Source organism: Agromyces tropicus (assembly GCF_039531345.1).
Classification (GTDB): Bacteria; Actinomycetota; Actinomycetes; order Actinomycetales; family Microbacteriaceae; genus Agromyces; species Agromyces tropicus.
On record NZ_BAAAPW010000005.1, the window covers coordinates 1 to 25,551 of the forward strand.

The 25,551-nt window shown below is 72.2% G+C and carries 20 protein-coding genes; 10 read left to right on the plus strand and 10 right to left on the minus strand.

What is annotated here, in order from left to right; translation table 11 throughout:
- Positions 1-662 precede the first annotated feature (662 nt).
- From ABD230_RS14305 to ABD230_RS14315, 3 genes are read left to right on the plus strand one after another with little or no spacing between them, the layout of a single operon-like run.
- Positions 663-1,862 carry a Gfo/Idh/MocA family protein gene (locus ABD230_RS14305; protein ID WP_344376882.1) on the plus strand — a complete coding sequence of 400 codons (1,200 nt, stop codon included), beginning with the start codon at positions 663-665 and terminating at the stop codon, positions 1,860-1,862.
- A 2-nt stretch (positions 1,863-1,864) separates the two neighbouring features.
- Positions 1,865-3,091 carry a DUF993 family protein gene (locus ABD230_RS14310; protein WP_344375788.1) on the plus strand — a complete coding sequence of 409 codons (1,227 nt, stop codon included), beginning with the start codon at positions 1,865-1,867 and terminating at the stop codon, positions 3,089-3,091.
- On the plus strand, positions 3,088-3,975 hold the full coding sequence (locus ABD230_RS14315; RefSeq protein ID WP_344375791.1) for a sugar phosphate isomerase/epimerase family protein: 888 nt from the start codon (positions 3,088-3,090) through the stop codon (positions 3,973-3,975). Before ABD230_RS14310 ends, ABD230_RS14315 begins: the two co-directional genes overlap by 4 nt.
- A gap of 467 nt (positions 3,976-4,442) precedes the next feature.
- Here ABD230_RS14315 and ABD230_RS14320 read toward each other — a convergent pair whose 3' ends face one another.
- The gene (locus ABD230_RS14320; RefSeq protein WP_344375793.1) at positions 4,443-6,212 is read right to left on the minus strand and encodes an ABC transporter ATP-binding protein; all 1,770 of its coding nucleotides are present in this window, start codon (positions 6,210-6,212) and stop codon (positions 4,443-4,445) included.
- Between the two features lie 201 nt (positions 6,213-6,413).
- Between ABD230_RS14320 and ABD230_RS14325 the strand changes: the two genes are divergently transcribed.
- From ABD230_RS14325 to ABD230_RS14340, 4 genes are all read left to right on the plus strand, one after another.
- Complete coding sequence (locus tag ABD230_RS14325) at positions 6,414-7,484, plus strand: sugar ABC transporter substrate-binding protein (RefSeq protein WP_344375795.1); 1,071 nt, start codon at positions 6,414-6,416, stop codon at positions 7,482-7,484.
- A gap of 150 nt (positions 7,485-7,634) precedes the next feature.
- Positions 7,635-8,387, plus strand: a complete 753-nt coding sequence (locus ABD230_RS14330; protein ID WP_344375800.1) for an ATP-binding cassette domain-containing protein — start codon at positions 7,635-7,637, stop codon at positions 8,385-8,387.
- Complete coding sequence (locus ABD230_RS14335) at positions 8,384-9,676, plus strand: sugar ABC transporter permease (RefSeq protein ID WP_344375802.1); 1,293 nt, start codon at positions 8,384-8,386, stop codon at positions 9,674-9,676. The genes ABD230_RS14330 and ABD230_RS14335 overlap by 4 nt, the downstream gene beginning before the upstream one ends.
- A gap of 108 nt (positions 9,677-9,784) precedes the next feature.
- Complete coding sequence (locus tag ABD230_RS14340; RefSeq protein ID WP_344375805.1) at positions 9,785-11,197, plus strand: GNAT family N-acetyltransferase; 1,413 nt, start codon at positions 9,785-9,787, stop codon at positions 11,195-11,197.
- A gap of 30 nt (positions 11,198-11,227) precedes the next feature.
- Here the strand turns inward: ABD230_RS14340 and ABD230_RS14345 are convergent, their stop codons facing one another.
- The 4 genes from ABD230_RS14345 to ABD230_RS14360 all read right to left on the minus strand — a co-directional run bounded on the left by ABD230_RS14345 (position 11,228) and on the right by ABD230_RS14360 (position 15,192).
- On the minus strand, positions 11,228-12,361 hold the full coding sequence (locus ABD230_RS14345) for an AI-2E family transporter (protein ID WP_344375807.1): 1,134 nt from the start codon (positions 12,359-12,361) through the stop codon (positions 11,228-11,230).
- 66 nt (positions 12,362-12,427) lie between these two features.
- Positions 12,428-13,645: a serine/threonine-protein kinase gene (locus tag ABD230_RS14350; protein ID WP_344375809.1), complete on the minus strand. Its 1,218-nt coding sequence runs from the start codon at positions 13,643-13,645 to the stop codon at positions 12,428-12,430.
- 197 nt (positions 13,646-13,842) lie between these two features.
- Complete coding sequence (locus ABD230_RS14355) at positions 13,843-14,265, minus strand: MarR family winged helix-turn-helix transcriptional regulator (RefSeq protein WP_344375811.1); 423 nt, start codon at positions 14,263-14,265, stop codon at positions 13,843-13,845.
- Positions 14,266-14,475: 210 nt separating this feature from the next.
- Complete coding sequence (locus ABD230_RS14360) at positions 14,476-15,192, minus strand: NUDIX hydrolase (RefSeq protein WP_344375814.1); 717 nt, start codon at positions 15,190-15,192, stop codon at positions 14,476-14,478.
- A 37-nt stretch (positions 15,193-15,229) separates the two neighbouring features.
- On the opposite strand from ABD230_RS14360, the gene ABD230_RS14365 reads away from it, so the two are divergent.
- The gene (locus tag ABD230_RS14365) at positions 15,230-16,033 is read left to right on the plus strand and encodes an MBL fold metallo-hydrolase (RefSeq protein ID WP_344375816.1); all 804 of its coding nucleotides are present in this window, start codon (positions 15,230-15,232) and stop codon (positions 16,031-16,033) included.
- Positions 16,034-16,086: 53 nt separating this feature from the next.
- Here the strand turns inward: ABD230_RS14365 and ABD230_RS14370 are convergent, their stop codons facing one another.
- From ABD230_RS14370 to ABD230_RS14385, 4 genes are all read right to left on the minus strand, one after another.
- Positions 16,087-16,896, minus strand: coding sequence for a TerC family protein (locus ABD230_RS14370; RefSeq protein WP_344375819.1), 810 nt, complete (start codon positions 16,894-16,896; stop codon positions 16,087-16,089).
- A 71-nt stretch (positions 16,897-16,967) separates the two neighbouring features.
- A complete protein-coding gene (locus tag ABD230_RS14375) occupies positions 16,968-18,518 on the minus strand; it encodes a lipase maturation factor family protein (protein WP_344375821.1) in 1,551 nt (516 codons plus the stop codon).
- A gap of 70 nt (positions 18,519-18,588) precedes the next feature.
- On the minus strand, positions 18,589-18,903 hold the full coding sequence (locus ABD230_RS14380; RefSeq protein WP_344375824.1) for a hypothetical protein: 315 nt from the start codon (positions 18,901-18,903) through the stop codon (positions 18,589-18,591).
- Between the two features lie 178 nt (positions 18,904-19,081).
- Entirely contained in the window at positions 19,082-19,657 is a 576-nt protein-coding gene (locus tag ABD230_RS14385; protein ID WP_344375826.1) for an NADPH-dependent F420 reductase, read from the minus strand.
- A 100-nt stretch (positions 19,658-19,757) separates the two neighbouring features.
- On the opposite strand from ABD230_RS14385, the gene ABD230_RS14390 reads away from it, so the two are divergent.
- Both ABD230_RS14390 and ABD230_RS14395 read left to right on the plus strand, forming a co-directional pair.
- Complete coding sequence (locus ABD230_RS14390; RefSeq protein WP_344375828.1) at positions 19,758-20,279, plus strand: MarR family winged helix-turn-helix transcriptional regulator; 522 nt, start codon at positions 19,758-19,760, stop codon at positions 20,277-20,279.
- A 193-nt stretch (positions 20,280-20,472) separates the two neighbouring features.
- A complete protein-coding gene (locus ABD230_RS14395; protein WP_344375830.1) occupies positions 20,473-21,693 on the plus strand; it encodes a hypothetical protein in 1,221 nt (406 codons plus the stop codon).
- 28 nt (positions 21,694-21,721) lie between these two features.
- Here the strand turns inward: ABD230_RS14395 and ABD230_RS14400 are convergent, their stop codons facing one another.
- Entirely contained in the window at positions 21,722-25,510 is a 3,789-nt protein-coding gene (locus ABD230_RS14400) for an AAA family ATPase (RefSeq protein ID WP_344375832.1), read from the minus strand.
- Positions 25,511-25,551: the final 41 nt, after the last annotated feature.

Consider the following 25,551-nt stretch of genomic DNA (forward strand, 5'->3'; position numbering starts at 1 on the left):
GGAACGCCGACGGTGTACGACTGCCGCCACACGTGGCCCTGTCGCTTGACCGCGACCTCGAACCGCGACGACAGGGCGTTCACGACGGAGGCGCCCACGTGCCAGCGCCCCGCGCCCGCGCCGCCGCCCCGCGCCCGCGCTGCCGCACCCCGGCGCGCCCCGCCCCGCCGCACCCGCTTCGGGAGGAGGAATGGGCGCACCCACGGCGCGCCGCCCCTCGACACGCCGGACGACCGCAAGAAGTTCCTCCCGAACACGACGGATGGCGCCAGGGAGGCGACGACGGATGCCGCCAGTCCATCCTCGGCACGTGCGCCGCCACGAGATCGCAGGATCAGCGACGGCTCGGCCCCGAATCCAGCCGCATGCGCCGCGTCATCCTGCGAATTCCCACACCTGCCGTTCGCCCGCGCGACCGCCGCGACCGGGTGTGCCCGCGACCCCCGCAACCGGGTCTTGCGCGACCCGGACGCCCGGGTGTTGCGCGACCCGGACGACCGGGTGTTGCGCGACCGCCGCCCCGTGTCCTACACTCGGGTAAACGCTTTCCCGCAGCGGCGCGGCGGCCAGGCACCATGAGGCCCGAGTCCGTCTCCCGCTCCCGGCACCGAAGAGGAACCACCGTGGCAGACGCGACGACCCCGCAGACCATCGGCATCATCATGAACGGCGTCTCCGGCCGCATGGGATACCGCCAGCACCTCGTGCGCTCGATCCTCGCGATCCGCGAGCAGGGCGGCGTGCTGCTCGCCGACGGCGAGACCCGCGTGCAGGTCGAGCCGATGCTCGTCGGCCGCAGCGAGAAGAAGCTCGCCGAGCTCGCCGCCAAGCACGGCATCGAGCACTACTCGACCGACCTCGACGCCGTGCTCGCCGACGACCGCTGGCAGGTCTACGCGGACTTCCTCGTGACCAAGGCGCGCGCCGCCGCCATCACGAAGGCCATCGCGGCCGGCAAGGCGATCTACACCGAGAAGCCGACGGCCGAGAGCTACGCCGACGCGCTCGAGCTCGCGCGCCTCGCGCAGGATGCCGGCGTGAAGAACGGCGTCGTGCACGACAAGCTCTACCTGCCCGGCCTGCGGAAGCTGAAGCGCCTCGTCGACTCCGGCTTCTTCGGCCGGATCCTGAGCGTCCGCGGCGAGTTCGGCTACTGGGTGTTCGAGGGCGACTGGCATCCCTCGCAGCGCCCCAGCTGGAACTACCGGGCCGAGGACGGCGGCGGCATCGTCGTCGACATGTTCCCGCACTGGAACTACGTGCTCGAGAACCTGTTCGGTCGCGTCGAGTCGGTGTACGCGACGGCCGTCACCGAGATCCCCGAGCGCGTCGACGAGAAGGGCGCGCGCTACGCCGCGACGGCCGACGACGCCGCCTACGCGATCTTCGAGCTCGAGGGCGGCATCACGGTGCAGCTCAACTCCAGTTGGACCACGCGGGTCAACCGCGACGAGCTCGTCGAGTTCCAGGTGGACGGCACCCTCGGCTCGGCGGTCGTCGGCCTCTTCGGCTGCAAGATCCAGCCGCGCAACGCGACGCCGAAGCCGGTCTGGAACCCCGACCTCGCCGACGACCACGACTACGCGCAGGACTGGATCGAGGTCCCGACGACCGAGGAGTTCGAGAACGGATTCAAGACCCAGTGGGAGGACTTCCTCCGCCACGTCGTCGAGGACGCTCCCAACGCCTACGACTTCCTCGCCGGCGCCCGCGGCATGCTGCTCGCCGAGCTCGGCCTCGAGTCGTCGAAGACGGGTCGTCGCATCGACGTCCCCGAGGTGACGCTCGCCGAGGGCGACGAGGCGACGGATGCCGCGGCCGCGGGCACCACGGAGCCGAGCGAGCTGACCGGGGCCCGCTGACCATGACCGCGCTCACGCTCCTCGACGCCGACGGCCGCACGCGCGCCGTCGCGCTCGCACCGGCGCCCGCGTTCGCGAAGCCGCGCCATCCGCTGCGATCCCGCGTCGCGTACGCCGCCGCGCACGTCGTGCCGAAGGCCCATGCCGACAACACGCCGGGGCGTCCGGCCGAACTCGACTGGGACGCGACGCTCGCGTTCCGCCACCACGTGTGGTCGTGGGGCCTCGGCGTCGCCGACGCCATGGACACCGCACAGCGCAACATGGGGCTCGATGCCGCGGCGACGCGCGAGCTCATCACCCGCAGCGCCGCGGAGGCGGCGTCGGTCGGCGGCCGAGTGGTCGTGGGCGTCAACACCGACCACGTGGACGACGAGCAGATCTCGCTCGAGCAGGTCGTCGACGCCTACACCGAGCAGCTCCACCACGCCGAGGACGCCGGCGCGGGCGTCGTGCTCATGGCGAGTCGCCACCTCGCGCGCGCGGCGCGGAGCGCCGACGACTACCGCCGCGTGTACCGCGAGGTGCTGCAGGCGGCGGGCGCACCGGTGGTCCTGCACTGGCTCGGCACCGCGTTCGACCCGGCGCTCGAGGGCTACTTCGGGTCGACCGACGTGGATGCCGCGGCCGCGACCCTCCTGCAGGTCATCGAGGCGAATCGCGACACGGTCCAGGGCGTCAAGATGAGCCTGCTCGACGCCGACGCCGAGGTCTCGGTGCGGCGCCGGCTGCCGGCGACCGCGCACATGTTCACGGGCGACGACTTCCACTACGTGGGACTCGTCGAGGGCGACGACGAGGGCCACTCGGACGCCCTCCTCGGGGCCTTCGCCGCGCTCGCCCCGAACGCCTCGGCGGCGATCCAGGCCCTCGACCGCGACGACGTCGACGGCTACCGCGCCATCCTCGGGCCGACCGAGGAGCTCTCGCGCCAGGTGTTCGCCGCCCCGACGTACTACTACAAGACGGGCGTCGCGTTCCTGTCGTGGCTCAACGGCCACCAGTCCGCGTTCCAGATGGTCGGCGGTCTCCACGCCGCGCGCAGCCTGCCGCATCTCTCGCGCATCGTGGAGCTCGCGAACGCCTCGGGTGCGCTCGAGCGCCCCGAGCTCGCGGCCGCCCGCTGGCAGGAACTGCTCACGATCAACGGCGTCGACACGACGGATGCCGCGCCCGCGGCATCCGCCCCGGCCGATGCCGAGCCCGCCGCCGAGGCGGTGCCGGCATGAGCGCGCACCCCCGGCTGTCGCTGAACCAGGCGACGATCAAGCGCGCGTCGCTCGCCGAGGCGCTCGAGGTCACCGCCGCGGGCGGGTACCGCGCCATCGGGCTGTGGCGCGAGCCGGTCGCCGAGGTCGGTCTGGCCGAGGCATCCGCGCGCCTCACGGACTCGGGGCTGCGGTTCACGAGCCTCTGCCGCGGCGGGTTCTTCACGATGCCCGAGGGTCCGGCACGCCGGGCGTCGATCGACGGCAACCGCCGGGCGATCGAGGAGACCGCGACGCTCGCCGCGGCCGGCGCACCCGGGTCGACGGCGGTGCTCGTGCTCGTCGCGGGCGGGCTCCCCGAGGGGTCCCGCGACCTCGTCGGGGCGCGGGCGCGCGTGGCCGAGGCGATCGCCGAGCTCGTCCCCGACGCCGAGGCGGCGGGCGTGCAGCTCTCGATCGAGCCGCTGCACCCCATGTACGCCTCAGATCGCGCGGTCGTCTCGACACTGGGACAGGCGCTCGACCTCGCCGCGCCGTTCGCGCCGGGGACCGTCGGCGTCGAGGTCGACACGTTCCACGTCTGGTGGGACCCGGAGGCGCTCGACCAGGTCGCCCGCGCCGGACGCGAGGGCCGCATCGCGAGCTACCAGGTGTGCGACTGGGCGACCCCGCTGCCGGGCGACGTGCTGCTCGCCCGCCACTACCCGGGCGAGGGCGTGATCGACTTCGCGACGTTCACCGCGGCCGTCGAGGCGACCGGGTACGACCGCGACATCGAGGTCGAGCTCTTCAACGCGGATATCTGGGCGGCGCCGTTCGCCGAGGTCGTCGCCCGCACGGCGGCCTCCTTCGATCGCGTCGTGGCGCCGCACCTGGCTCGGGCCGCCGCCCCGTCGCCCGCCTGACGCGCGGGAGCCCGCACACCCCCACGCCCGCGCGCCCGCGCGCAGCCCGCACGCCCGCTCACAGCCCGCACGCCCGCACGCCCGCTCGCAGCCCGCACGCCCGCTCACAGCCCGCACGCCCGCACGCCCGCGCGCAGCCCGCACGCCCGCACGGGAGGAAGTTCCGCCCCCGGGTCGGTGTGTCGCACCGCGGCACGCCGACCCGATGCCGGAACTTCCTCCCGGAGCGCGGGACGCGGCAAGCAACAGGCGCAGCGAGCAGCGGTGACGCGGCGAGCAACAGCCGCAGCGAGCAGCGGTGACGCGGCAAGCAACAGGCGCAGCGAGCAGCGGTGACGCGGCAAGCAACTGGCGCGGCGAGCAGCGGTGACGCGGCGAGCAGCAGAGGCGCAGCGAGCGGCGGTGTCGGCGCGAGCGGCCGGCAGCGGCGGTGTCAGATGCTCCGCCGACCCGACGCCGCCCGGCCGCTACCCGGCCTGCACCCGGTGCAGCTCCGCGTAGCGCCCGCCGCGCGCCACGAGCTCGTCATGCGCGCCGACCTCGACGATGCGCCCGCGCTCCAGCACGACGATCCGGTCGGCGGAGCGGATGGTCGAGAGCCGGTGTGCGACGACGAGCGTGGTGCGGCCCCGCATGAGGCGCGCGAGCGCCTCCTTCACCTTCGCCTCCGACGCGGGGTCGAGCGCGCTCGTCGCCTCGTCGAGCAGGAGCACCCGGGGGTCGCGCACGAGCGCCCGAGCGATCGAGAGCCGCTGCCGCTGGCCGCCCGACAGCCGGGCGCCGCGTTCGCCGACGACCGTGTCCCAGCCCTGCGGCTGCGCCTCGACGATCTCGAGCGCGTTCGCGTCGCGCAGCGCGGCGACGACGCGCTCGTCCGGCACGTCCCCCAGCCCGTAGACGATGTTGTCGCGGATCGTGCCCTCGAAGAGCACCGACTCCTGCGGCACGACCGACACGGACCGCCGGAACGTGCGGAGGTCGAGCTCCTCCATGTCGACGCCGTCGAGCAGCACGCGGCCGCGGGTCGGGCGCAGGAACCCGAGCACGAGGTTGAGCAGCGTCGACTTGCCGGATCCCGACGACCCGACGAACGCGATCGTCTCGCCGGGCCGGACGTCGAGGTCGACGCCGTCGAGCGCGGGCGGCTCGCCGAACTCGTAGCGGACCTCGGCGCGGTCGAGGCGGATGCCGCCGGCGACCTGCGCCACGGCGCGCTTGCCCTCGTTGAGCTCGAGGTCGGGTTCCTGCAGCACCTCCGCGATCGAGCGGACGGACTCCGTGCCGCGCGCGATGATCGGCAGCAGCATCAGCAGGCCCGTCGCCGACTGCGTGAGCAGCGCGAAGTACGAGCTCAGCAGCACGACCTGGCCGGCGGTGATCGGCAGCCATCCGCTCACCGAGATCCAGGCCGCCAGCACGAGGCAGCCGACGCCGAGCATCTGGAGCGAGACCCACGACAGCGAGGCGAACCGGCCGTTCAGCAGGTCGAGCCGCAGCCCGGCCGATCGCACGCCCTCGGCGCCGGTGGCGACCCGGTCGACCGCGACGTGCTCGAGGCCGTGGGCGCGGGTGATCGGCAGCAGGGTCGCCATCTCGCCGACGCGCGCCGAGAACTGCTCGACCTCGAGCCGGAAGCGCTCGTTGCGCGCCCGGCTGCGCCGGTTGAGGATCGCGCGCAGGACGACGGCGAGTGGGATCGCGAGGGCGTAGACCGGGAGGAACTGCGGCACGTTGACGGCGGTCATCGTGATCGCGCCGATGAGCACCATCGTCGCAGAGAGCAGCGGATGCGCCGCCTGCTGCAGCATCACCTCGACGTTCTCGACGTCGCGGACGACCTTCGTCTGCACGATCGCGGAGTTCGACCTCGTGTGGAAGCCGATCGAGAGCACCTGCAGCCGTGCGGCGAGCGCGTTGCGCAGGTCCCGGCCGACCTCGCGCACGGCGCCCATGAAGAGCTTGGTGTACATGACGTGGTTCGGGTAGTTCTGCAGGAGCGCGACGACGGCGATGCCGGCCCAGAGCGCGAGCTCGCGCAGCGGGCCGCCCGCGACGACGACGTCGATGATCTCCGCCGTGACCACCGGCATGAGCCAGAGCGGCGTGTCCTTGAGGGCGAAGAAGGCGACGGATGCCGCGACGCGGCGGCGGTGCATGCCCAGCAGCCGGAGCACGGATCGTCCGGGCCGGCGGCCGTCCACGGCGGCCTCGAGATTGGAAAGCGCTTGCCGATGCATGATTCCATCATGCCGCCCGGCGCCGCCCGACACCAGCCGGCGACGAGGTGGGAGCGCTCTCGCCCATGATCCGCGGGAGTTACGGAAGCGTTACCAACATTTGTTTGAGGTGAGTCGAAATCGGAGGAACATGGCCGATGCCACCGCCGACGATGACGGTGGCCCCGGAGGGGTCGACCTCACCTTGCAAAGGGGAGAGACATGAGAACGACATCCCTGGTCTCCGTCGCGGCAGTCGCCGGAGCGTCGGCGCTGCTGTTGGCGGCCTGTTCGAGCGGTGGCGACTCGGGCGGCGGGTCGGATGGCGGAGGCGCGGCAGAGGCGCGGGCCTGCGTCATCCTGCCGGACGCCGCGTCGTCACCGCGCTGGGAGAACTTCGACCGGAAGTACCTCGAGGAGGGCCTGGCGGACGCCGGCTTCGAGACCGACATCCAGAACGCGCAGGGCGACACCAACAAGTACGCCACGATCGCCGACCAGCAGCTCAGCAAGGGCTGCGGCGTCATGCTGCTCGTCGACTACAACGGCGCGGGTGCGGCGGTCGCCGAGAAGGCGTCGGCCGAGGGCATCCCGGTCATCGCCTACGACCGCTCGATCGAGGGCGCCGACTACTACGTGTCGTTCGACAACGTGGAGGTCGGACGGCTCGAGGGCCAGTCGATCCTCGACGGCCTCGACGCCGCGGGCAAGGACCCGGCGACCGCGGTCGTCGTGTACATGGGCGGCGACCCGTCCGACAACAACGCCAAGATGTTCCACGACGGCGCGGTCGAGGTCATGGAGGCCGCGGGCATCACCCCGGCCGCCGAGCCCCCGGGCGTGTGGGACGGCGACAAGTCGGCGACGAACTTCGAGCAGGCGCTGACCTCGCTCGACGGCAAGGTCGACGCGGTGTGGGTCGCCAACGACACCAACGCGGCCGGCGTCATCACGATCCTCGACAAGAACAACCTCGTCGTGCCGGTGTCCGGCCAGGACGCCTCGATCGCGGGCCTGCAGAACGTGCTGCTCGGCAAGCAGACCGCCACGGTCTACAAGCCGGTCAAGCTCGAGGCCGACGCCGCGGTCGAGCTCGCGGTCCAGCTGCTGAGCGGCGAGACCCCGCCGGCTCCCGACCTGGAGGACCCGTACGGCACGCCCTACATCGCGGTCACGCCGCAGCTGGTCGGGCCTGAGCAGGTCATCGACGTCGTCGACGCCGGCGACGCCGACCCGGCCGAGCTCTGCCAGGGCGAGGTCGAGGCCAAGTGCGCCGAGTACGGCATCCAGTGATCACCCGCGGCGCGCGCTAGCGCCGCATCCACAGCGGTCCCGGGCCGCCGCAGCCGCACCCGGTTGCGGCCGCCCGGGACCGATTCCCTCTCCCGGCGGGCCGCTTCCAGTGCCACGCTGGGAAGCGACAACGACGTCGGAAGGATGCACATGGACGCGCCACTCATCGAACTGAGCGGGGTCGTGAAGAGCTTCGGTCCCGTGAGCGTGCTCAAGGGGGTCGACCTCAAGGCCTACCCCGGCAAGGTCACCGCGCTGGTCGGCGACAACGGGGCCGGCAAGTCGACGCTGATCAAGGGCCTCGCGGGGGTGCAGCCGTACGACGGCGGCACCGTGAGGTTCGACGGCAAGCCCGTCGCCCTCCACCATCCGCGCGACGCGTCGCGGCTCGGGATCGAGGTCGTGTACCAGGACCTCGCGCTCTGCGACAACCTCGACATCGTCCAGAACATGTTCCTCGGGCGCGAGGAGACCGAGTTCGGCACCTTCGACGAGGGCGTGATGGAGAAGGAGGCGTCCGACACGCTGCGCTCCCTCTCGGTGCGCACGGTCAAGTCCGTTCGGCAGAAGGTCTCGAGCCTGTCCGGCGGGCAGCGCCAGACCGTCGCGATCGCCCGTGCGGTGCTGAAGAACGCCCGGCTGGTGATCCTCGACGAGCCGACCGCCGCGCTCGGCGTCGCGCAGACCGAACAGGTGCTGCACCTGGTCCGCCGGCTCGCCGACCAGGGCGTCGCGGTCATCCTGATCAGCCACAACCTGGCCGACGTCTTCGAGGTCGCCGACCACATCGACGTGCTCTACCTCGGGCAGATGGTCGCGCACCTGGATGCCGACCAGACCAGCCGCGACGACGTCGTCGGCTACATCACCGGGGCCAAGGTCCAGCAGGGAGCGAGCGCATGAGCACACCGCAGACGCCGCAGACGACCGGGCCCGCGCCCGACACGAGCGTGAACGACGTCAACGACCTGATCGGATCCGGCCAGGAGGGCGGCGTCGCCGATCAGGCCAGGGCGTACCTCCAGCGCCTGCAGCACGGCGACATGGGCGCGCTGCCGGCCGTCGCCGGGCTGGTGGTGCTGGCGATCCTGTTCAGCTTCCTCAGTCCGTTCTTCCTGACGGAGCGGAACTTCGCGAACCTGCTGACGCAGGCCGCGACCCTGGTCATGCTCGGCATGGCCCTGGTCTTCGTGCTCCTGCTCGGCGAGATCGACCTGTCGGCGGGCGTGACCAGCGGCATGACGATGGCGCTGTTCATCGTGCTCGTCAACGTGCACGCCGTGCCCTGGATGCTGGCGCTCGCGATCGCGTTCGCCGCGGGAATCCTGACCGGTACGTTCATCGGGTTCTTCGTCGCGAGGGTCGGCATCCCATCGTTCGTCGTGACCCTGGGCCTGTTCCTCGGCTATCAGGGCCTCACGCTGATGATCATCGGCTCGGGCGGCCTGTACCGGGTGCAGATCCCCGAGATCCGCGACATCCAGAACTCGAACATGCCGGTCTGGGCGGGCTGGGCGATGCTCGGCGTCATCCTGCTGATCTCCGCGGGCATGTCGTTCTGGGACCGCGCCCGGCGCACCCGTGCCGGCGTGCCCAACCGCACCGTCGCGCTCGTGTGGATCAAGCTCGGCGTCATCGCCGTGGTCGGCGGTGCCGCGATCGCCGTGCTCAGCCGCAACCGCGGCCAGTCCGTCGGCGTCGTCGAGGGCGTCCCGATCGTCGTGCCGATCGTGCTGCTGATCCTCTGGATCGGCACGTTCGTGCTCGACCGCACGAAGTTCGGGCGATACCTCTACGCGATCGGCGGCAACGCCGAAGCCGCCCGCCGGTCCGGCGTGAAGGTCATGGCCATCCGGTGGACCGCGTTCATCGTCTGCTCCACGCTCGCGGTCGTCGCCGGGCTGTTCTCGATCAGCAAGGTCGGCTCGGTCGACGCCGCCGCGGGACGCGAGATCGTGCTCTCCGGCGTCGCCGCCGCCGTCGTCGGCGGCGTCAGCCTCTTCGGCGGCCGCGGACGCCTCATGCACGCCGCGATCGGTGCGCTCGTGATCGCCGTGATCACGAACGGGCTCGGCCTGCTGAACCTGCCGGCGGGGGTCAACCTCATGGTCACGGGCGGCGTCCTCATCCTCGCCGCCACCGTCGACGCGATCTCGCGCGTCCGCGCCGGCGGCTCCCTGATGCGGACCTGACCCCGGTCGATCCGGAACGGGGCGGATGTCGCGCGTGCGGCACCCGCCCCGTTCGCGTCGCCCGGCGCTGCCGCTCCGGCTCGCGAGGAGCCTCGATAGGCTGGATCGGTGTCATTCGAACCTCGCTCGCTGCCGGTCGATGCCGCCGCCCACGCCGCCCTCGCGGCCAAGGGGCTCGACTACCGCCTGATCGACCCAGCCGACCATCCGGCACTCGACGGATGGCTCGACGCCGACCAACGCGGGTTCCACCACTCGCGCCTGCGTGATGTCGTCCGCGAGCACGAACGTGCCGTCATGGGCGACCGTCGCCTGCACGGCGTGTTCGACCCCACGATCCCGGAGCCCGTCGTGCCGGTCGCGACGGTCTCGAGCTGGCCGTCCGGACTCAGCGTGCCGGGTGGTCGCAGCGTCGACGGGTGGGCGGTGAGCTCGGTGACGGTCTCCCCCACGCACCGGCGACGCGGCATCGCCCGCGCGATGATGGAGGGCGAGCTCGCGACCGCCAAGGCCGCGGGTGCCGCCGTCGCCATGCTGACCGCGACCGAGGCCACGATCTACGGCAGGTACGGGTACGCTCCGGCGGCGAAGGCCGCGACGATCGAGGTGGACCGCCGCCGCGCACACTGGATCGGTCCGGCCGCGCCGGGACGCGTGCACTACGTCGACCCCGCGAGCCTGCGCGAGGCCGCGGCGGCGATCTCGCGTCGCGCGGTCGCGCGCGTCCCCGGCGAGATCGACCGCTGGCCCGGCACCCTCGACCGCATGCTGGGCCTCGTCGATCCGGACTCCGAGGGGTCGCGCGCGGTGCGCGCGCTCCGGTACGACGACGAGCACGGCCAGGCGCAGGGGTTCGCGACGTTCCGCGTCACCCGCGAGCCGAACGAGCCCGGATGGGTGGAGTTCGACGTGCTCGCCGCGGCGACGGACGACGCCGAGCGCGCGCTCTGGCGGGTGCTCGTCGAGCAGGACTTCGTCTCCGGCCTGCGCGGACGGCTGCGGTCGACGGACGAGCCGCTCGAGTGGTTCCTGGAGGACCCGCGGGCGGTGACCGTCTCCGAGGTCTTCGACCACCTCTGGGTGCGCATCGTCGACCCCGCCGCGGCCCTCGGGGCACGCCGCTACGGCGCCGCCGGCGAGCTCGTGCTCGACATCGACGATCCGCTGGGCTACTCGGCGGGCAAGTACACGCTGCTCGCGTCCGCCGACGGCCGCGCGGTCGTGCACGTGCCCCGCACCGACGGCGCCGACTCGGCGCCCAAGCGGGAGCGCGCGCGGGCGCGCGCCGCGGGGACGGAGTCGGGCGGCTCGCGCTCGGCGTCCCGGTCGGCCTCGCGCGCCGCGGAGCCGCGGTCGCTGAAGCTCGACGTGCGCGACCTCGCCTCGATCTACCTCGGCGGCGTCCGCCCGTCGGTGCTCGCGCGCGCCGGCAGGATCACGGCCTCGACGCAGGGCGCCATCGAGCTCGCCGACCGGATGTTCGCGTCGACCCGGACCCCGCACCTGAGCATCTGGTTCTGACCGCGCGGCGCCCGCCGCGCGGCATCCGGTTCAGGCGGCGTCCTGCCGGGGGAAGATGACCTTCTCGACGACGATGATGAGCGACGCGGCGACGGGGATCGCGACGAGCGCGCCGAGCACCCCGCCCAGGGTGCCACCGGCGACCGCGGCGATCACGACGAGCGCACCGGGGACCGCCACGGCCCGACTCATGATCCGCGGGCTCAGCACGTAGGCCTCGAGCTGCATGTAGACGAGGTAGTAGATCGCCGCGGCCAGGCCGGTCGCGGGCGACGCCGCGAGGCAGATCAGCGAGATGATGACGGCGCCGGTGAGCGTTCCGACGAGCGGCACGAGCGAGCCGAGGAACGCGATGAAGGCGAGCAGGATCGGTGCGGGCGCGCCGATGATGGTCAGGAAGACGAGGCTGAGCACGGCGTTGACCGACGCGAGGCTGATCTGCCCGATGACGTACCGGCCGACCGATCCGGTGATCTCCTGCGAGACGTCGACGAAGCCGTTGCGGGACGTCGCGGGGACGAACCTGGCGGCGTAGCGCTTCATCGCGTCGAGCGAGGCGAGGAAGTACAGGGTGAGGATGAGGACGATCGTCGCGCCCGTGAAGCCGCCCGCGATGCCGGCGCCGACCGCGAGGATGCCGCCCGTCAGGGCGCCGATGTTCGACGGGTCGGCGAGCCAGTCGCCGATCGCGGCGATCGAGTCCTCGAGCCACGTGCCGCTGCCCGTGAGCGAGCTGATCCAGCCGACGAGGGCGCTCTGCTTGACGTCCTCGACGATCGTGTCCCAGTTGGTGACGACCTCGGTGATCTGGGTCACGACGATCGGCACGATGGTCGCGATGAGGCCGACGAAGAGCCCGATCACGAAGGCGAACACGATGAGGATGGCCACCCAGCGCGGCATCCCCCGTCGCTGCAGCCAGCTCACGATCGGGTCGAGGCCGAGCGCGAGGAACAGCGCGAGCGCGATGTAGAGGATGACGGTGCTGAGCTGCCCGACGATCCCGCCGATGAACAGCGCGACGAGCACGCCGATCGCGCCGACGAACCCGATGCGGAACGCCCGGACGCGCACCTCCGGTGCCCCGGGGTCGTGGTCGGCGGTCACCTCCGCCTGCACGGTCGGCTCGGGTCGCCGGACGGCGTCCGCCACGCGTCTCCACATGGCTGCGACGCTACGCCCGGGCCCGAGGCGGGTGCGGTCGGCGCGCCGACGCGCCGGGCCGCCCGCTCAGAGCAGACCCGTCGCGGCGGCGATCCCGACGGCGATGGCGGACGCCATGCCGACGGTGCCGAGCACGATGCCGGCGATGCCCAGCGTCCGGCGGCGCGAGGCCGCGCGATCCGACTCACCGGTGCCGGCGCGCGCCCAGATCGGCACGCGACCCTTCCGGACCTGGGTCTGCACGATCATGAGCCGGATGAGGTCGCGCATGGTGCTGGCGACGTCGTGCGCGTTCGGACGGACCGCGGGGTCGTCTGCGGTCATCGCGGCGAGGATGGCGCGCCACTCGGGCTCGAGCTCCTCGGGTACCTCGGGGGGACGGTGGAGGCGCGCGAGCGCGGCCTCGATCGGCGTTCCGGTGTACTCGCGGTCGCCCTTCAGCGCCTCGAGGAGCACCAGCCCGAGCGAGTAGATGTCCGTGGCCGGCGTGACCTCCTGCCCGCGCGCCTGCTCGGGCGAGATGTAGGCCGCCGTGCCCATGATCGTGCCGTCGCCGGTGAGTCGGGTGCCGCCCACGAACTGCGCGACGCCGAAGTCCGCGAGCCGCGTCATCAGGGTGTAGCCGAACGTCGGCACGTCGCTGACGAGGATGTTCTCGGGCTTGATGTCGCGGTGGATGACGCCGCGGCCGTGCACGTAGCTGAGCACGTCGGCGATCTGGGCGCCGATGTCGGCCACCTGCCGCGGCTTGATCGGGCCGTCGACGATCCGGTGGGCGAGCGAGAGCCCGTCGATGAGCTCCATGACGAGGTAGCGACGGTCGATGCCCGCGTGCACGAGCGTGCCCGCGTCGTAGACGGGCACGAGGCCCACGTGCGCGAGTCCGCTGAGCAGGTTGATCTCACGTTCGCGGCGCTGGCGGTCGGCCGCGGTCTCCTCCGCCTCGCGGAAGAGCTTGACGGCGACGTGGCGCCCGAGCTCGCTGTCTCGGGCACGGTACACGTCGGCCATTCCGCCCGACCCGATGTGCTCGAGGAACTCGTAGCGCGGCGACGGCTCGGTGGTCGGCGCCGGTTCCGCGCCGAACAGGCCGGGGTCGGCGACGGGACCGGGATCCGACGGCGCGTGGGGCACGACCGGCATCGCTCGGGGGTCGGTGCGCACGCTCGGGTCCGTGCGCGTCGACGGGTCGGAACGCAGGGTCGGATCGGTGCGGACGCCGACACCTGGCACGCCGAGCGGGCTGGCGCGGTGCGGGTCCTCCGGGGACGACGACCCGTTCATCTGCGGCCTCTTCTCTTCGGCTCCTCGGCCGATCCACAGGTGGGTAAGATTCGCTAGTTTATCTAACTAGCAGTTTTGCGAACAACTCTTGCTGAGAAGTATCGGCGAGCGCGGTCGGCGCGGCAATTCGCCGACCCGGGCTTGACAGGCCGATCGAAGCATGCAGGGCCGATGGGCCGCCGCAGCGGGGTCCGGGCTCAGGAACCGGAGGCGGAACGGGCCTCGTCGATCGAGGTCACGGGGGCGGTCGGCGCCTGCTCCCCCTCGCCGTCGCGCACGCTGTCGACGGCCGTGCGCATGTCCTCCAGGAAGTCGAGGACGGTCACCGCCTCGTCGGGCTCCAGCCCCTCGGCCACCTGGATCATGCGGCGATGCATGTCGCCGAGCGTGGCCCGGACCTCGTCGTCGCTCGCGATAGTGGGCGCGATGACGAGGGCGCGCCGGTCGGTCGGGTGCGGCCGTCGCTCGACGTGGCCGCTGCGGACGAGGCGATCGATGAGGACGGTGGTGGACGCCGACGAGATGCCGAGGTGCGTGGCGAGGTCCTTCGGGCTGACCGAGCGCCCCTCCTGCTCGCGCTTGAGCAGGAAGCGGATCGCCAGCAGGTCGGTCTCGCCCATCCGCATCGCGGACCGTGTGCGTCGGCGCATGGCCGCCTCCGCTGCGCGATAATCGCGCAGCGCATTCAGGACCGCGACCCCTCGCCGGGTGCGATCGGCGGAATACCAGTACCCCGAGGATCGCTCGTCAGACATTCCAGTAAGCCTACACGAACTGGTAACTAGACGTTCTAGCGAATCCGACGTGACCCTCCGCGAGCCGGTCGCCCCTCAGAATCGGTGCAGGTACACCCAGGGAAGCCGGTCCATCATCAACCGGTGCCGCGGGCCGTCGGCGTCCGGTCCGTCGTCGGGCACCGCCCGATGATCGCGCACGTCCGTGTGGAAGTGCTCGTCCTCCTGCCAGTACAGGGTCGTCCGATCGTCGTCGAACCGGCCGACGTACGCCCGGAGCTCCTGTGCGTCGAGCATCCGCAGCGCGGCCTCGACCGATCGCGCCCGCCGGAGCTCATGGAGCGTGACCCAGGTCGGCGGGAACAGCGTCATCGCGCCGTCGGCGTGGCGCTCGAGCGCCTCCGTCGGCGACAGCCACTCCGCGTCGACGAACTCGTCCCGCGCGATCCGGACCTCCCCCGCCGGCGCCGGCGCCGCGAAGAACCAGGTCCGCATGCGCTTGGGCACGCCCTTCGGCGGGTTCCACAGCGCGAACTCGACGAGGTCGCCGACCTCCAGCTCGAGGCCGACCTCCTCACGCGTCTCGCGCACCGCCGCCCGCAGCGCGGCCTCGCGGGAGCCGATCGGGTCGCCCTCGGCATCCGCCTCGTCGACGGCGCCGCCCGGGAACACCCAGGCACCGGCGAACGAGCCGCGATCGTGGGGGCGCTCGCCCAGCAGCACCTCCGGCCCGAGCGCGCCCTCGCGGAGCAGGGCCACGGTGGCGGCCGACCCGACGGGCGGTTCGGCGCCCGGGTCGACCTCGGCGTCCATGCCGACCAGCCTACGCCGCTGGCTACACTTCGGAGACATGGCCGAGATCGCCGACGCTCCTGCCCTGCCCGACGGCGTCACGCTGGTGCGTGCGCCCAATCCGGGCCCGATGACCCTCGACGGCACCAATTCCTGGGTCCTCCGCGCCGGCGGCGCGGCCGGCGCCGTCGTCGTCGATCCGGGACCCGCGGATGCCGCGCACCTCGACCGCCTCGCCGAGGGCGGCGTCGAGCTCGTGCTCGTCACCCATCGCCACCACGACCACACGGACGGCGTCGACGCCCTCGCCGAACGCTGCGGCGCGCCCGTGCGCGCGATCGACCCGGTGTGGTGCCGGGATGCCGACCCGCTGCGGGACGGCGAGCTGATCGAGGCGGGCGGCATGCGCCTCGAGGTGCTCGCGACGCCGGGCCACACGTCCGACTCGATGTGCGTGGTGCTCCGCGACGCCGACGATGACGCGGTCGCCGTGCTCACGGGCGACACCGTGCTCGGGCGCGGCACGTCGATCATCGCCCACCCCGACGGCGCCCTCGGCCCCTACCTCGAGGCGCTCCACCGGCTGCTCGCCATCGGCGCCGGCGCCGCGGACGGCGGGCCGCCGGTCACCGTGCTGCCCGGCCACGGACCGGTGCTGCCCGACCTCGCCGCGATCTGCGACGCGTACCTCGCGCACCGCGCCCAGCGCCTCGACCAGGTGCGTGCCGCGCTGGCGCGGCTCGGTGCCGATGCGAGCACCGAGGCCGTCACGGACCTCGTCTACGCCGACATCGATCCCGGCGTGCGGATGGCGGCCGAGGCGTCCGTGCGGGCGCAGCTCGAGTACCTCCGCGGCGCCTGAACCGGTCGTCCGCACCGGGGCGCACGGGTCCGGCGGATCGGCCCGGGCGTCCGTCAGCGCGACGCATCGTCGCGCTCGAGCGCCGTCCCGGTGTCGTCCACGTACTGCTGGTGGAGGTGCACGGGCTCGAGCTCGCGCTCGGCGGCGCGCTTCCGGCGCCGGGCGGCTGCGGCGAGGTTCAGCACCTCGACGAAGATGGCGAACGCCATCGGACCGTAGATGAGGGCCTTGTCGATCTTGACGCCGAAGCCGTCGGCGACGAGGAACACGCCGATGAGCAGCAGGAATGCGAGCGCGAGCATCTTCACCGTCGGGTGGCGGGTGACGAAGCCGAAGATGTGGCGCGCGGCGAAGAGCATGATGCCGAACGAGAGCACGACGACCGTGATGATCACGATCATGTTCTCGGTCATGCCGACCGCGGTGATCACCGAGTCGAGCGAGAAGACGACGTCGAGTGCGAGGATCTGCGCGATGACGGCGCCGAACGTCGCGGTGCCGGCTCCGGTGGTGTGCTCCTCCTCGCCCTCGAGCTTGTGGTGGATCTCGGTGACCGCCTTGTAGACGAGGAACACGCCGCCCGCGATCAGGATGAGGTCGCGGCCCGAGAAGCCCAAGCCCCAGATGGTGAAGAGGTCCGCCTTGAGCGTGATGATCCAGCCCGCGGCGAACACCAGCCCGACGCGCATGAGCATGGCGAGGGTGAGGCCGAGGTTGCGCGCCCGCGCCTGCTGCTCCACGGGCAGCTTGGCCGCGAGGATGGAGATGAAGATCACGTTGTCGACGCCGAGCACGACCTCGAGCACGAACAGGGTGACGAACACGGCCAGCAGGTCGGGCGTGAACTCGAGGGAGAAGTCCATGCGGGCCATTCTCCCCGAGCCGCGGTGGGAACATGCCGTGACGCGCATGCGATCGGCGAGGCGGGCGGCGATCAGTCGAGGTCCGGCTCCCCGAGCGAGATCGACGGGATCGCCACGCCGAGCGGATGCCGCACCCACACCTCGCGCGTCCGTCGGTGCTCCGACCGCGTGCTGAACCGGAACAGCTCCGTGCGGGCGCGGACCGCGACCGGGCGCTCGCCGTCGAACGGGTCGTGCGCGAGGAGCCGCAGCGTCGCGGCATCCGCCTCGAGCAGGCGCTGCAGCAGCCGGAGGAACCACTGCTCCTCGATGCGTCCGAGCGGCAGGAACCACATCAGCCAGTCGAGGCGCAGGTGGTACGGGGCGAACTGCCGGGGGATGCGCCTCGGATCCCCGGGCTTGCCCTTGAAGCCGTACTCCCGCCACTCGGCGTCCGGCTCGGCGGGGTCGTCGGCCGTGCCCTCCACGATCACCTCGACCCGCTGGCGGGTGATCGTGCCGAAGGCGCCGTAGGCGTTCACGAGCATGTAGCGGTCGAACGAGGCGTTCATGAGCTGCCGCCGCGAGAAGAGGTTCATGAGCGGCTTCCGGCCGAGCCAGGCCAGGAACAGCGACACCGCGAGCACGAGCACGATCCACCACGGCGGGCTGGTGGCCTCCGCGCTCGCCTCGATCGGCCCGACGGGCAGCCACGGGAGCAGCCGTTCGACCACGCCGTCGCCCACGGCACCGAACGCGAGCACGATCGTGATCCAGTTCAGCCAGGCGAAGTTGCCCGTGACGACCAGCCAGAGCTGCGTGCCGATGATGATCGCGGCGGCGATCGTGCGGACCGGCTGCGGGGCGAACAGGAGGAAGGGCACGACCAGCTGCGCGGTGTGGTTGCCGACCACCTCGAGCCGGTGGAACCACTTCGGCAGCAGGTGCGCCTGCCGGCTGAGCGGCCCGGGCATGGGCTGGGTCTCGTGGTGGTAGAAGAGCGCGGTGAGGTCGCGCCACGCACGGTCGCCGCGGATCTTGATCATCCCGGCGCCGAACTCGAGCCGGAACACGAGCCACCAGACGAGCACGAGCGTGGGCAGCGGCGGCGGGACCTCCCGGGAGCCGAGGAAGGCGACGAGGAATCCGGCCTCGCAGAGCAGCATCTCCCATCCGAAGCCGTAGAACGTCTGCCCGACCGAGACGATCGAGAGGTAGAGCGCCCACATGCCGAGGAAGACGAGCATCGGCGCCCACGGCGGACCGAGTTGCGGCAGGCCGACGACGACGGATGCCGCGAGCAGCATGCCGACCGCGCAGACGACGGCGAGGCGGGCGTCGGTGTACCGCCATCGGCGGAAGATCGTCGGACCGAGGTAGCCCAGGCGTCGCGTGCGCCCGAGTCGGCGGAGGTGCTCGCCGGCGCGGGCCGCGCGCTCGCGCACGCGCCGCTCGGCGTCGTCGACGGCGCGCAGCAGCGCGGGGACGGGGAGCAGCCCGTGCTCCCCGAGGAGCGGGCGGAACTGGTTCAGCGTGGAGGCGAACGCGACCAGGAAGAGTGCGGCGATCCCGCGCTGGAGCACCTCGCGCGCGATGTCGGCGTCGCGGGCGTCGAACCATGCGAACCAGGTGGACCAGTCCACGCCGTCACGCTAGCGGGCACGGCGAACGCCGGCCGGGTCGAACGACCCGTGCCTCGCGCGACGGCGTCGCTCAGTCCGGCGCGTCGCCGGGCTCGACGGACTCGATGGAATCGCGCTCGACCTCGTTGTCCGCCTCGAGCTCGTCCGGATCGGGCACCGGCTCCGGGCCGGTGTCGCCGACGCCGCCCGCGGCGGTCTGCTCGGCATCCTCGGCCTCGCGCTCGGCCTGCCGCTCGCCGGGGAACGCGTCACCGAAGCCGCTGCCGTCGATGTCGAGGCCGACGGTGTTGATCATCCCGGTGAGGTTCGGCGTCTCGGGGTTGAGGTCGCCGGCGGGTCCGAGGCGGTCCTGGTCCTCCCACGGGTTCAGCGGGTCGCCGTTCATGCTCGTGCTCCTCCCGGCTCTGCAAGGGACGGAACGCGGTCGCGGACCGCGGTCCGGTACCTCCAACGTTCCTCCCGTCGGCCCTCCACGTCAACGGGTTGCGTCGGCGTGGCCGCCGCGGCATGCGCAGGGCCCCGGGCCCGTACGGGTCCGGGGCCCCTGCGGGCTCGGGACGACGTCAGGCGACGAGCGCGACGCCCGCGTTCCAGCCGACCTTCTCCTGGACCGCCAGCGTGAGCTGGAGGAACCCGACCGACTCGAGCTCGCGCGCTCGGGACAGGGCACCGGCGTCGACCGCAGCGACGCCGCCGGCGCGGACGACGTCGATGAGCGCCTGCTTGGCGAGCTCGTCGTCGCCCGCGACGAGGACCGTGGTCGGCTGCTCGCCGCCGACGGTCTTCGCCGCGAGGGTCGCGGCGAAGTTCGTGTTGAACGCCTTGAGCACGCGGGACTCGGGGAGTGCTGCGGCGATGACCGCCGCCGCCGAGCCGTCGGCGGGCACGACGAGCGAGTCGAAGGTCTCGAAGTTCAGGGGGTTGGTGATGTCGACGACGATCCTGCCGGCGAGCTGCTCGCGGCGCGCCTCGACGATCTCGGCCACGGCGGGGTACGGCACGGCGAGGACGACGAGGTCGCCCGTGATCGGCTGCGACGTGTCGCGGCTCACGAACTCGACGGTGCTGCCCCCGGCCGCCACGACCCCGCCGATGGCGGTGCCCATGTTGCCGTTCCCGATGATGCTGACGGTCGTCATGATGTCCTCTCCGCGCCTGGCGACGCGATTACTTGTTGCGACAACCAACACGATAGAGGAATTCAGTTGTCGTGTCAACCAAGTGTGGGAGAATGACGTCATGACGGAAGACACGCGCTGGCTCGACACGGAGGAATCGGCGGCCTGGGTTCGGCTCGTCGCCCTGACCGAGCTGCTGCCCGGCGTGCTCGACCAGCAGCTCCTCCACGACGTGCAACTGACCCACTTCGAGTACGCCGCGCTCATGTCGCTCGCCTCCGCGCCGGAGCGCACGATGCGGATGACGGCGCTCGCGGCGCGCACGAACGCGACGCTCCCCCGCCTCTCGCACGTGGCCCGTCGACTCGAGGAGCGCGGGCTCATCCGCCGGTTCCCGTGCCCCGAGGACCGGCGTGCGACCAACGCGACGGTCACCGACGCGGGACTCGAGCTCATCGACGAGGCGGCGCCCGGTCACGTCGAGACCGTGCGGCAGTACGTCCTCGACGCGCTCTCGCCCGAGCAGCTCCGCCAGCTCTACGAGATCGCCGGCGCCGTGCTGTCACGGCTCGACCCCGATCAGCGCCTCACCGCGACCGCGTGCCAGTTCAGCGAGGGCCCCGCGCTCGCGCGCGCCGGCTGACCGGGGGCCGATGCGCCGCCCGAACCGCGACCCGGCGGCCACGGCTCCGCGCCTCCCGCGGCGAACGGCGGCGCCGCCGGGTCACCCCTGTACGTGGGTCGTGGCCGCAGCGGCGCATCGCTAGCATGAGCACAGCCGTGACCCGAGCGGCACGTTTCTGCCGCCCGGAACACCCCTGCTCCAGGAGGCCAGGATGAACGTGTTTCGATCGCTCGGTACGCTCGCCGCCGTTTCGGCGGCACTCATGCTCGGGTTGGGGGCGACCGCGTTGAGCGCCGCCGGCGACGGCGACGAGACGCTCCGATTGCACCTCGGCAGCGACGGCTCCCGATTCGTGTACAGCAACTCGGGCTCCCCGGTCACGCAGGCGATCACCGCCTCGAAGAACTGCCTCATCACGGTCAACGGCCCGTTGGCCGCGATCAGCGGCAGCGACAAGGGACCGGGCCTGAAGGACGGCTCGATCGGCATCAAGTCGGGCGGCTCCACCGGAGTCCCCTGCGCCCGGGTGGACGCCACCGAGGCACTCACCGTCAGCCTCGTCGGGGTGCCGGACGCAGTGCGCGCCTCGCTGGATCTCGAGTTCAAGGGTGCGGTCCAGGTCGAGATCGTCGTGAAGAACGGCACGACGTCGGTCGACACGTTCCAGGTGCGCGCCGGCGGCGGCATCGTGGCGGGCCAGGGCGTCGACGGAAGTTCGACCGCGCCGTACACGGCGACCGTGACCGCCGCGCAGCCGATCGCGAACTGCCGCAACGCCTCCGACGCGGGCCCTGACGCCGGACCGAACGACAACTGCTACCTGACCGTCGAGCCCTCGGCGGCGTTCGACTCCATCAGCTTCACCCCGCTGCTCGGCGAGATGTCCCTCGAGGGCAGCTGGGACTACGGCAACGACCCGGCGTTCGACACCATCTTCACGCTCGGCTCGGGCTTCGACGGCGAGCTCGGCTGCACCGAGGAGAACAGCACCGCGACGGTCGACCAGGGCACCGTCTACGGCACCTTCACGCGGCTCGCGAACACCGACGGATCGGACTGCGTGCTGAAGCCGTACACGCTCTCGGCCGACGTCGTGGCAGAGACGCTCAGCTTCGTGCCGGTCGACGTCGATCCCCCGCAGCCGGCGGCCTACATGGGCACCGTGAGCTTCGCGCCGCAGAACTCGGCCAACCCGTTCACCAGCCACCTCGAGTACGACCAGGACGACGACGGCCCGCTGGGCTTCGAGTACATGCCGTGGTGCACGGGCGACCCGTTCGCGACGCCGGACTCGCCCGGCTCGATCGACACCTCGGTGATTCCGAGCGGGCACACGTGGTGCATCGTCTCCGAGGGCACCACCATCTACTCGGCGACGCAGACGCGCACCGCGTGGGATGTCGTCGGCATCGGCGATCCCAAGATGCAGTAGGGTTCGACGCCGTCGTACTCCGCGTCCGTCAGTCGAGGTCGCGGAGCACGACGCCGAGTCGTCCGAGCAGTTCCTCCGCCTCGGCCCGCACTGCTCGGCGCCCATCCGGACTCTCGGTGAGGCGAGCCTCGATCAGCTGGAGCAGCGCCACCTCGTAGATCAGGCCCTGCTCGCGGGACATGGTCAACCCGGCCGCGACGACCTCGCGGGCCTCCGCGTTGCGCCCGAGCGCCAACAGGGCCTGCGCCCTGGTCCGCGCGAGCGGACCTCCGTACACGTCGGCCTCGTCCGCCGCACCCGCCTCCGTTCGGTCCAGGGTGTCGAGCGCCTCCTCCGGCCTGCCCTCCTGCACGAGCCCGTAGGCGATGAGGATCGCCGCCTCGATCGCCGACTGCACTTGGCCGGTCCGGATCGCCTCGGTGCGCAGCTGGACCAGGCTCTCGAGCGCTCCCTCGTCGCACCGGAGCAGGCGCAGGCGCGCGAGCTGGATGTCCGCGAATATCGCGGCGTCCACTCGCCCGTGCGCGCGAAGCACGCGAACCGCCGTGACCAGCACCGGCTCGGCCTCGTCGAACCGGCGCTGGCTGACGAGCAGCTCGCCGATGTTGGCGCCGCACGTCGCAGCGGCCGCCTCGTTGCCGGACCGGAGCGAGGCGTCCTGAGCGACCGTGTAGAAGCGCACGGCGTCCTCCCAGCGCCCCTGCCAGTAGGCCTGTCCTCCCAGGTTGTTCGTCACGACAGCCGTTCCCGGCAGGTCCCCGAGTTCCTCGTAGATGGCGAGCGCGCGTTCGCCGTGCACCGCCATCGCGGACTGGCCGAGCATCACGTAGGCGGCATCGAGCACCTGGTACGACCGGGCGAGCGCCTCCCGTTCGCCCGAGGCCTCCGCCTCGATCATCGCCTGCTCCGCGAGTCGAACCGCCGCGCGCGGATGCTCCTGCAGCTGCCGGATCTGGGCGTTCAGCGCGTTGAGGCGGGCCGTCGCGCCGAGCGCCTCGGTGCTCTCGATCTCCGCGACAAGGTGCCGACCGATCGTGAGCTCCCGATACGCGGCGACGTAGGCACCGGTCCGTGCTCGCGCGCGGGCACGCTTGAGCAGGACGTCTGCGGAACGGATGGGGTCATCGCGGACGAGGCGGCTCGCCTGGCGGAATGCACCCACGGATTCGTCGAACATGCCGGCCAGCTCCAGCACGTCGCCGAGCGCCTCCGAGACGTCGGCGACCTCCGTGGTGGGCAGGTCCGGCACGTACCGCGACGCGGTAAGGGCGCGGCGGTAGAAGGTCGCCGCCTCGAGGTTCGCGTAGATCTCCTTCGCGCGTTCGCCCGCCACCCTGGAGGACGACCACGCCTCCGGCCACCGATGCGCCTCCGAGTAGTGGATCGACAGGAGCTCCACCTGTCCGCCCGCTGAAGCCGCGGAGATGGCGTCGCCGACGCGCGAGTGCAGTTCACGACGGGTCTTGAACGGCAGGCCGCCGTACGCGACGTCGCGGATCAGACTGTGCTGGAACCGGACCCAGCCCGTCGAATCGACCGACAGGAAGCCGCCGAGCCGGCGCAGCGTCTTCACCTGCCGGCTGGACTCCACGACGTCCGCTCCCAGGACGGCAGGGATGTGCTCCTGCCGGAACCCGGTGCCCAGCACGGCGAGCCGGCGGAGGAGGTTCCGGTCGACGGGCGGGAGCTGGTCGATCCGCGCCGCGATGAGGCCCTCGACCGACTGCGGGAGGTAGTCGACCGCGGCACCGGCACGCAGGACGTTCAGCAGCTCCAGCAGGAAGAGCGGGCTTCCCTCCGCCCGCGCGGCGAGCGCGTCGACCTGGCTCGACAGCAGCGGCGTGCCGGTGTTCGCCCGCTGGATGAGCTCCCTGGCCTGCACCGGGCCGAGCGGCGGGAGCTCCACGTGCGTCACGGTCGGACCGTCCTCGACGACGAACCCGCCATCCCCCGGCTGACGGCCGACCACGACCAGCCATGGCACCGACTCGATCCCCGAGATGATCGTCGCGAGCAGGTCTCGGGACGCGTCGTCCATCCACTGGCCCTCTTCGACGAGGAAGAGGGTCGGCCGGTCGATCGTCGCCCGGAGCAGCGCGGCCACCGACGATCGCGTGCGCGCCGCCCGGAACTGGTCCTCGAGCTGGGCGACCTCGGGCGACTCGGGCAGGACGAGTCCGAGCGGGGTGCCGATCAGGGCGAGCCACGGCTTCAGTTCGGGGGCGCGGGTCCGGACCAGGTCGGCGAGCGCGGCGCCGGTCGCCGCCGGATCGAGGTCGTCGAGGCCCAGCGCCTGCCGCAGCAGGGCGCGGAAGGGGAAGTACGGCGTCGCGGCCTGGTAGAGCCGGCACTCGGCAGTGACGACGTGCTCCGGCTGCGCCGTCGCGAGCAGCTCCCGCAGCAGTCGGGACTTGCCCATCCCGACGTCGGCCGTGACATCCACCACGCCCCCGCGGCCGGTCCGGGCGTCCTCCCACGCGCGGACGAGCGTCGCGAGCTCCTCGTCGCGGCCGATCAGGGGGGTCGCGGCGGCGCCCTCGGTCGAACGGCTCCCCTCCGGCGGGCCGACCGAGAACGCATGGACGGGTGCCCGCTTGCCCTTGACGGGGAACGGCTCGCACTCGGCGAGCTCGAACGTCGTGCGCGACGCGTCGACGACGTCGGCAGTGGCGAACACCTCGCCCCTCGGCGCCGCGGCCATGATGCGTGCGGCCAGGTTCACGGCGTCGCCCATGATCGTGTACGTGCGGCGGTACTCGGGCCCGACCGCGCCCGCGAAGACGTGCCCCCAGTTCACGCCGATCCGTACCGGCAGTTCGCGGGTCGCGCGATCGCTGATCTCGCGCACCGCGAGCAGCATCTGCTCCTCGTTGTTGCCCGCCGTATCGGGCACGCCCGCGGTGAGGATGATCTTGCCCCCGTTCGGCGCGATGTCCGTGGCGAGGAACGTCACGCCGCGCGGATCGACCTCCTCCTGCACGATGGCGACCAGCCCGTCCAGGATCGTCGCGGCCCGGTCCGGATCCTGCGCCACGAGCCGGTCGAAGCCGGTGTAGTGCAGGAACGCGATCGCCGCGGGGCGGTGCTCGGGGTCGACCGCGCCGCTCAGGAGCGTCTCCCGGAGGCCGAGGGGAACGAACTGCCGGAGGTCCACGGCGGGGCTCTTCGCGGCGATGAAGCCGGACGGCTCGACGTCCGGCGCGCGGCCGAGCAGCCGGCCGGGCCCGCGCACCGGGCCGACGGACGTGGGCGGGAGGAGCGCGGCGGTCTCGGGGCTCAGGAGGATCTGCGAGGCGGTCGCCGCGCCCTCCATCTCCACCGTGCGCGTCGCGCCGGGCCCCGCCACGATGAACTCGCGATGCGACCGGCCGATGAGGAAGAAGTCGAACGTCCCGCTGTGGACGCCGACCGACATCCGCAGCGACACCCTCCCGGCAGAGGTCGAGAACCCGTCGAGCCCGCGCAGCTCGTCGCGCATCGCATGGGCCGCCGCCGCTCCGCGGAGGTGGTGGTCCTCGCCCGTGAACAGCAGCAGCTGGGCGTCCCCGCCGAACTTGAGCAGGTTGGCGCCGAGCGCGTAGGCGGGCGGGAGCAGCCGGGCGAACGTGCCGTCGATGACCTCGGTGACCTCCTCGGCGCCGACGTCGCCGTGTCGTGCCAGCCGCTCCGACATGCGGGTGAAGCCCGAGATGTCGACGAGCGCCATCGTGCCCTCGACCGCACGGTGCAGGCGACCGGGCACCTCCTCGTCCCAGTACCGGACCATGCGCGGCACGTAGGGCTGGAGCACCTCGACCGCGTCGTCGTCGACCGCCACGATGCCTCCTTCGCGCCGGCGGATGCCTTCCCTTCACGTCA

What these genes read in the sequence shown, in the direction of transcription:
- ABD230_RS14305 (WP_344376882.1), top strand. Translation starts at nt 663, where the DNA reads ATGAACGGCGTCTCCGGCCGCATGGGATACCGCCAGCACCTCGTGCGC.
- ABD230_RS14310 (WP_344375788.1), top strand. Translation starts at nt 1,865, where the DNA reads ATGACCGCGCTCACGCTCCTCGACGCCGACGGCCGCACGCGCGCCGTC.
- ABD230_RS14315 (WP_344375791.1), top strand. Translation starts at nt 3,088, where the DNA reads ATGAGCGCGCACCCCCGGCTGTCGCTGAACCAGGCGACGATCAAGCGC.
- ABD230_RS14320 (WP_344375793.1), bottom strand. Translation starts at nt 6,212, where the DNA reads ATGCATCGGCAAGCGCTTTCCAATCTCGAGGCCGCCGTGGACGGCCGC.
- ABD230_RS14325 (WP_344375795.1), top strand. Translation starts at nt 6,414, where the DNA reads ATGAGAACGACATCCCTGGTCTCCGTCGCGGCAGTCGCCGGAGCGTCG.
- ABD230_RS14330 (WP_344375800.1), top strand. Translation starts at nt 7,635, where the DNA reads ATGGACGCGCCACTCATCGAACTGAGCGGGGTCGTGAAGAGCTTCGGT.
- ABD230_RS14335 (WP_344375802.1), top strand. Translation starts at nt 8,384, where the DNA reads ATGAGCACACCGCAGACGCCGCAGACGACCGGGCCCGCGCCCGACACG.
- ABD230_RS14345 (WP_344375807.1), bottom strand. Translation starts at nt 12,361, where the DNA reads ATGTGGAGACGCGTGGCGGACGCCGTCCGGCGACCCGAGCCGACCGTG.
- ABD230_RS14350 (WP_344375809.1), bottom strand. Translation starts at nt 13,645, where the DNA reads ATGAACGGGTCGTCGTCCCCGGAGGACCCGCACCGCGCCAGCCCGCTC.
- ABD230_RS14355 (WP_344375811.1), bottom strand. Translation starts at nt 14,265, where the DNA reads ATGGGCGAGACCGACCTGCTGGCGATCCGCTTCCTGCTCAAGCGCGAG.
- ABD230_RS14360 (WP_344375814.1), bottom strand. Translation starts at nt 15,192, where the DNA reads ATGGACGCCGAGGTCGACCCGGGCGCCGAACCGCCCGTCGGGTCGGCC.
- ABD230_RS14365 (WP_344375816.1), top strand. Translation starts at nt 15,230, where the DNA reads ATGGCCGAGATCGCCGACGCTCCTGCCCTGCCCGACGGCGTCACGCTG.
- ABD230_RS14370 (WP_344375819.1), bottom strand. Translation starts at nt 16,896, where the DNA reads ATGGACTTCTCCCTCGAGTTCACGCCCGACCTGCTGGCCGTGTTCGTC.
- ABD230_RS14380 (WP_344375824.1), bottom strand. Translation starts at nt 18,903, where the DNA reads ATGAACGGCGACCCGCTGAACCCGTGGGAGGACCAGGACCGCCTCGGA.
- ABD230_RS14385 (WP_344375826.1), bottom strand. Translation starts at nt 19,657, where the DNA reads ATGACGACCGTCAGCATCATCGGGAACGGCAACATGGGCACCGCCATC.
- ABD230_RS14390 (WP_344375828.1), top strand. Translation starts at nt 19,758, where the DNA reads ATGACGGAAGACACGCGCTGGCTCGACACGGAGGAATCGGCGGCCTGG.
- ABD230_RS14395 (WP_344375830.1), top strand. Translation starts at nt 20,473, where the DNA reads ATGAACGTGTTTCGATCGCTCGGTACGCTCGCCGCCGTTTCGGCGGCA.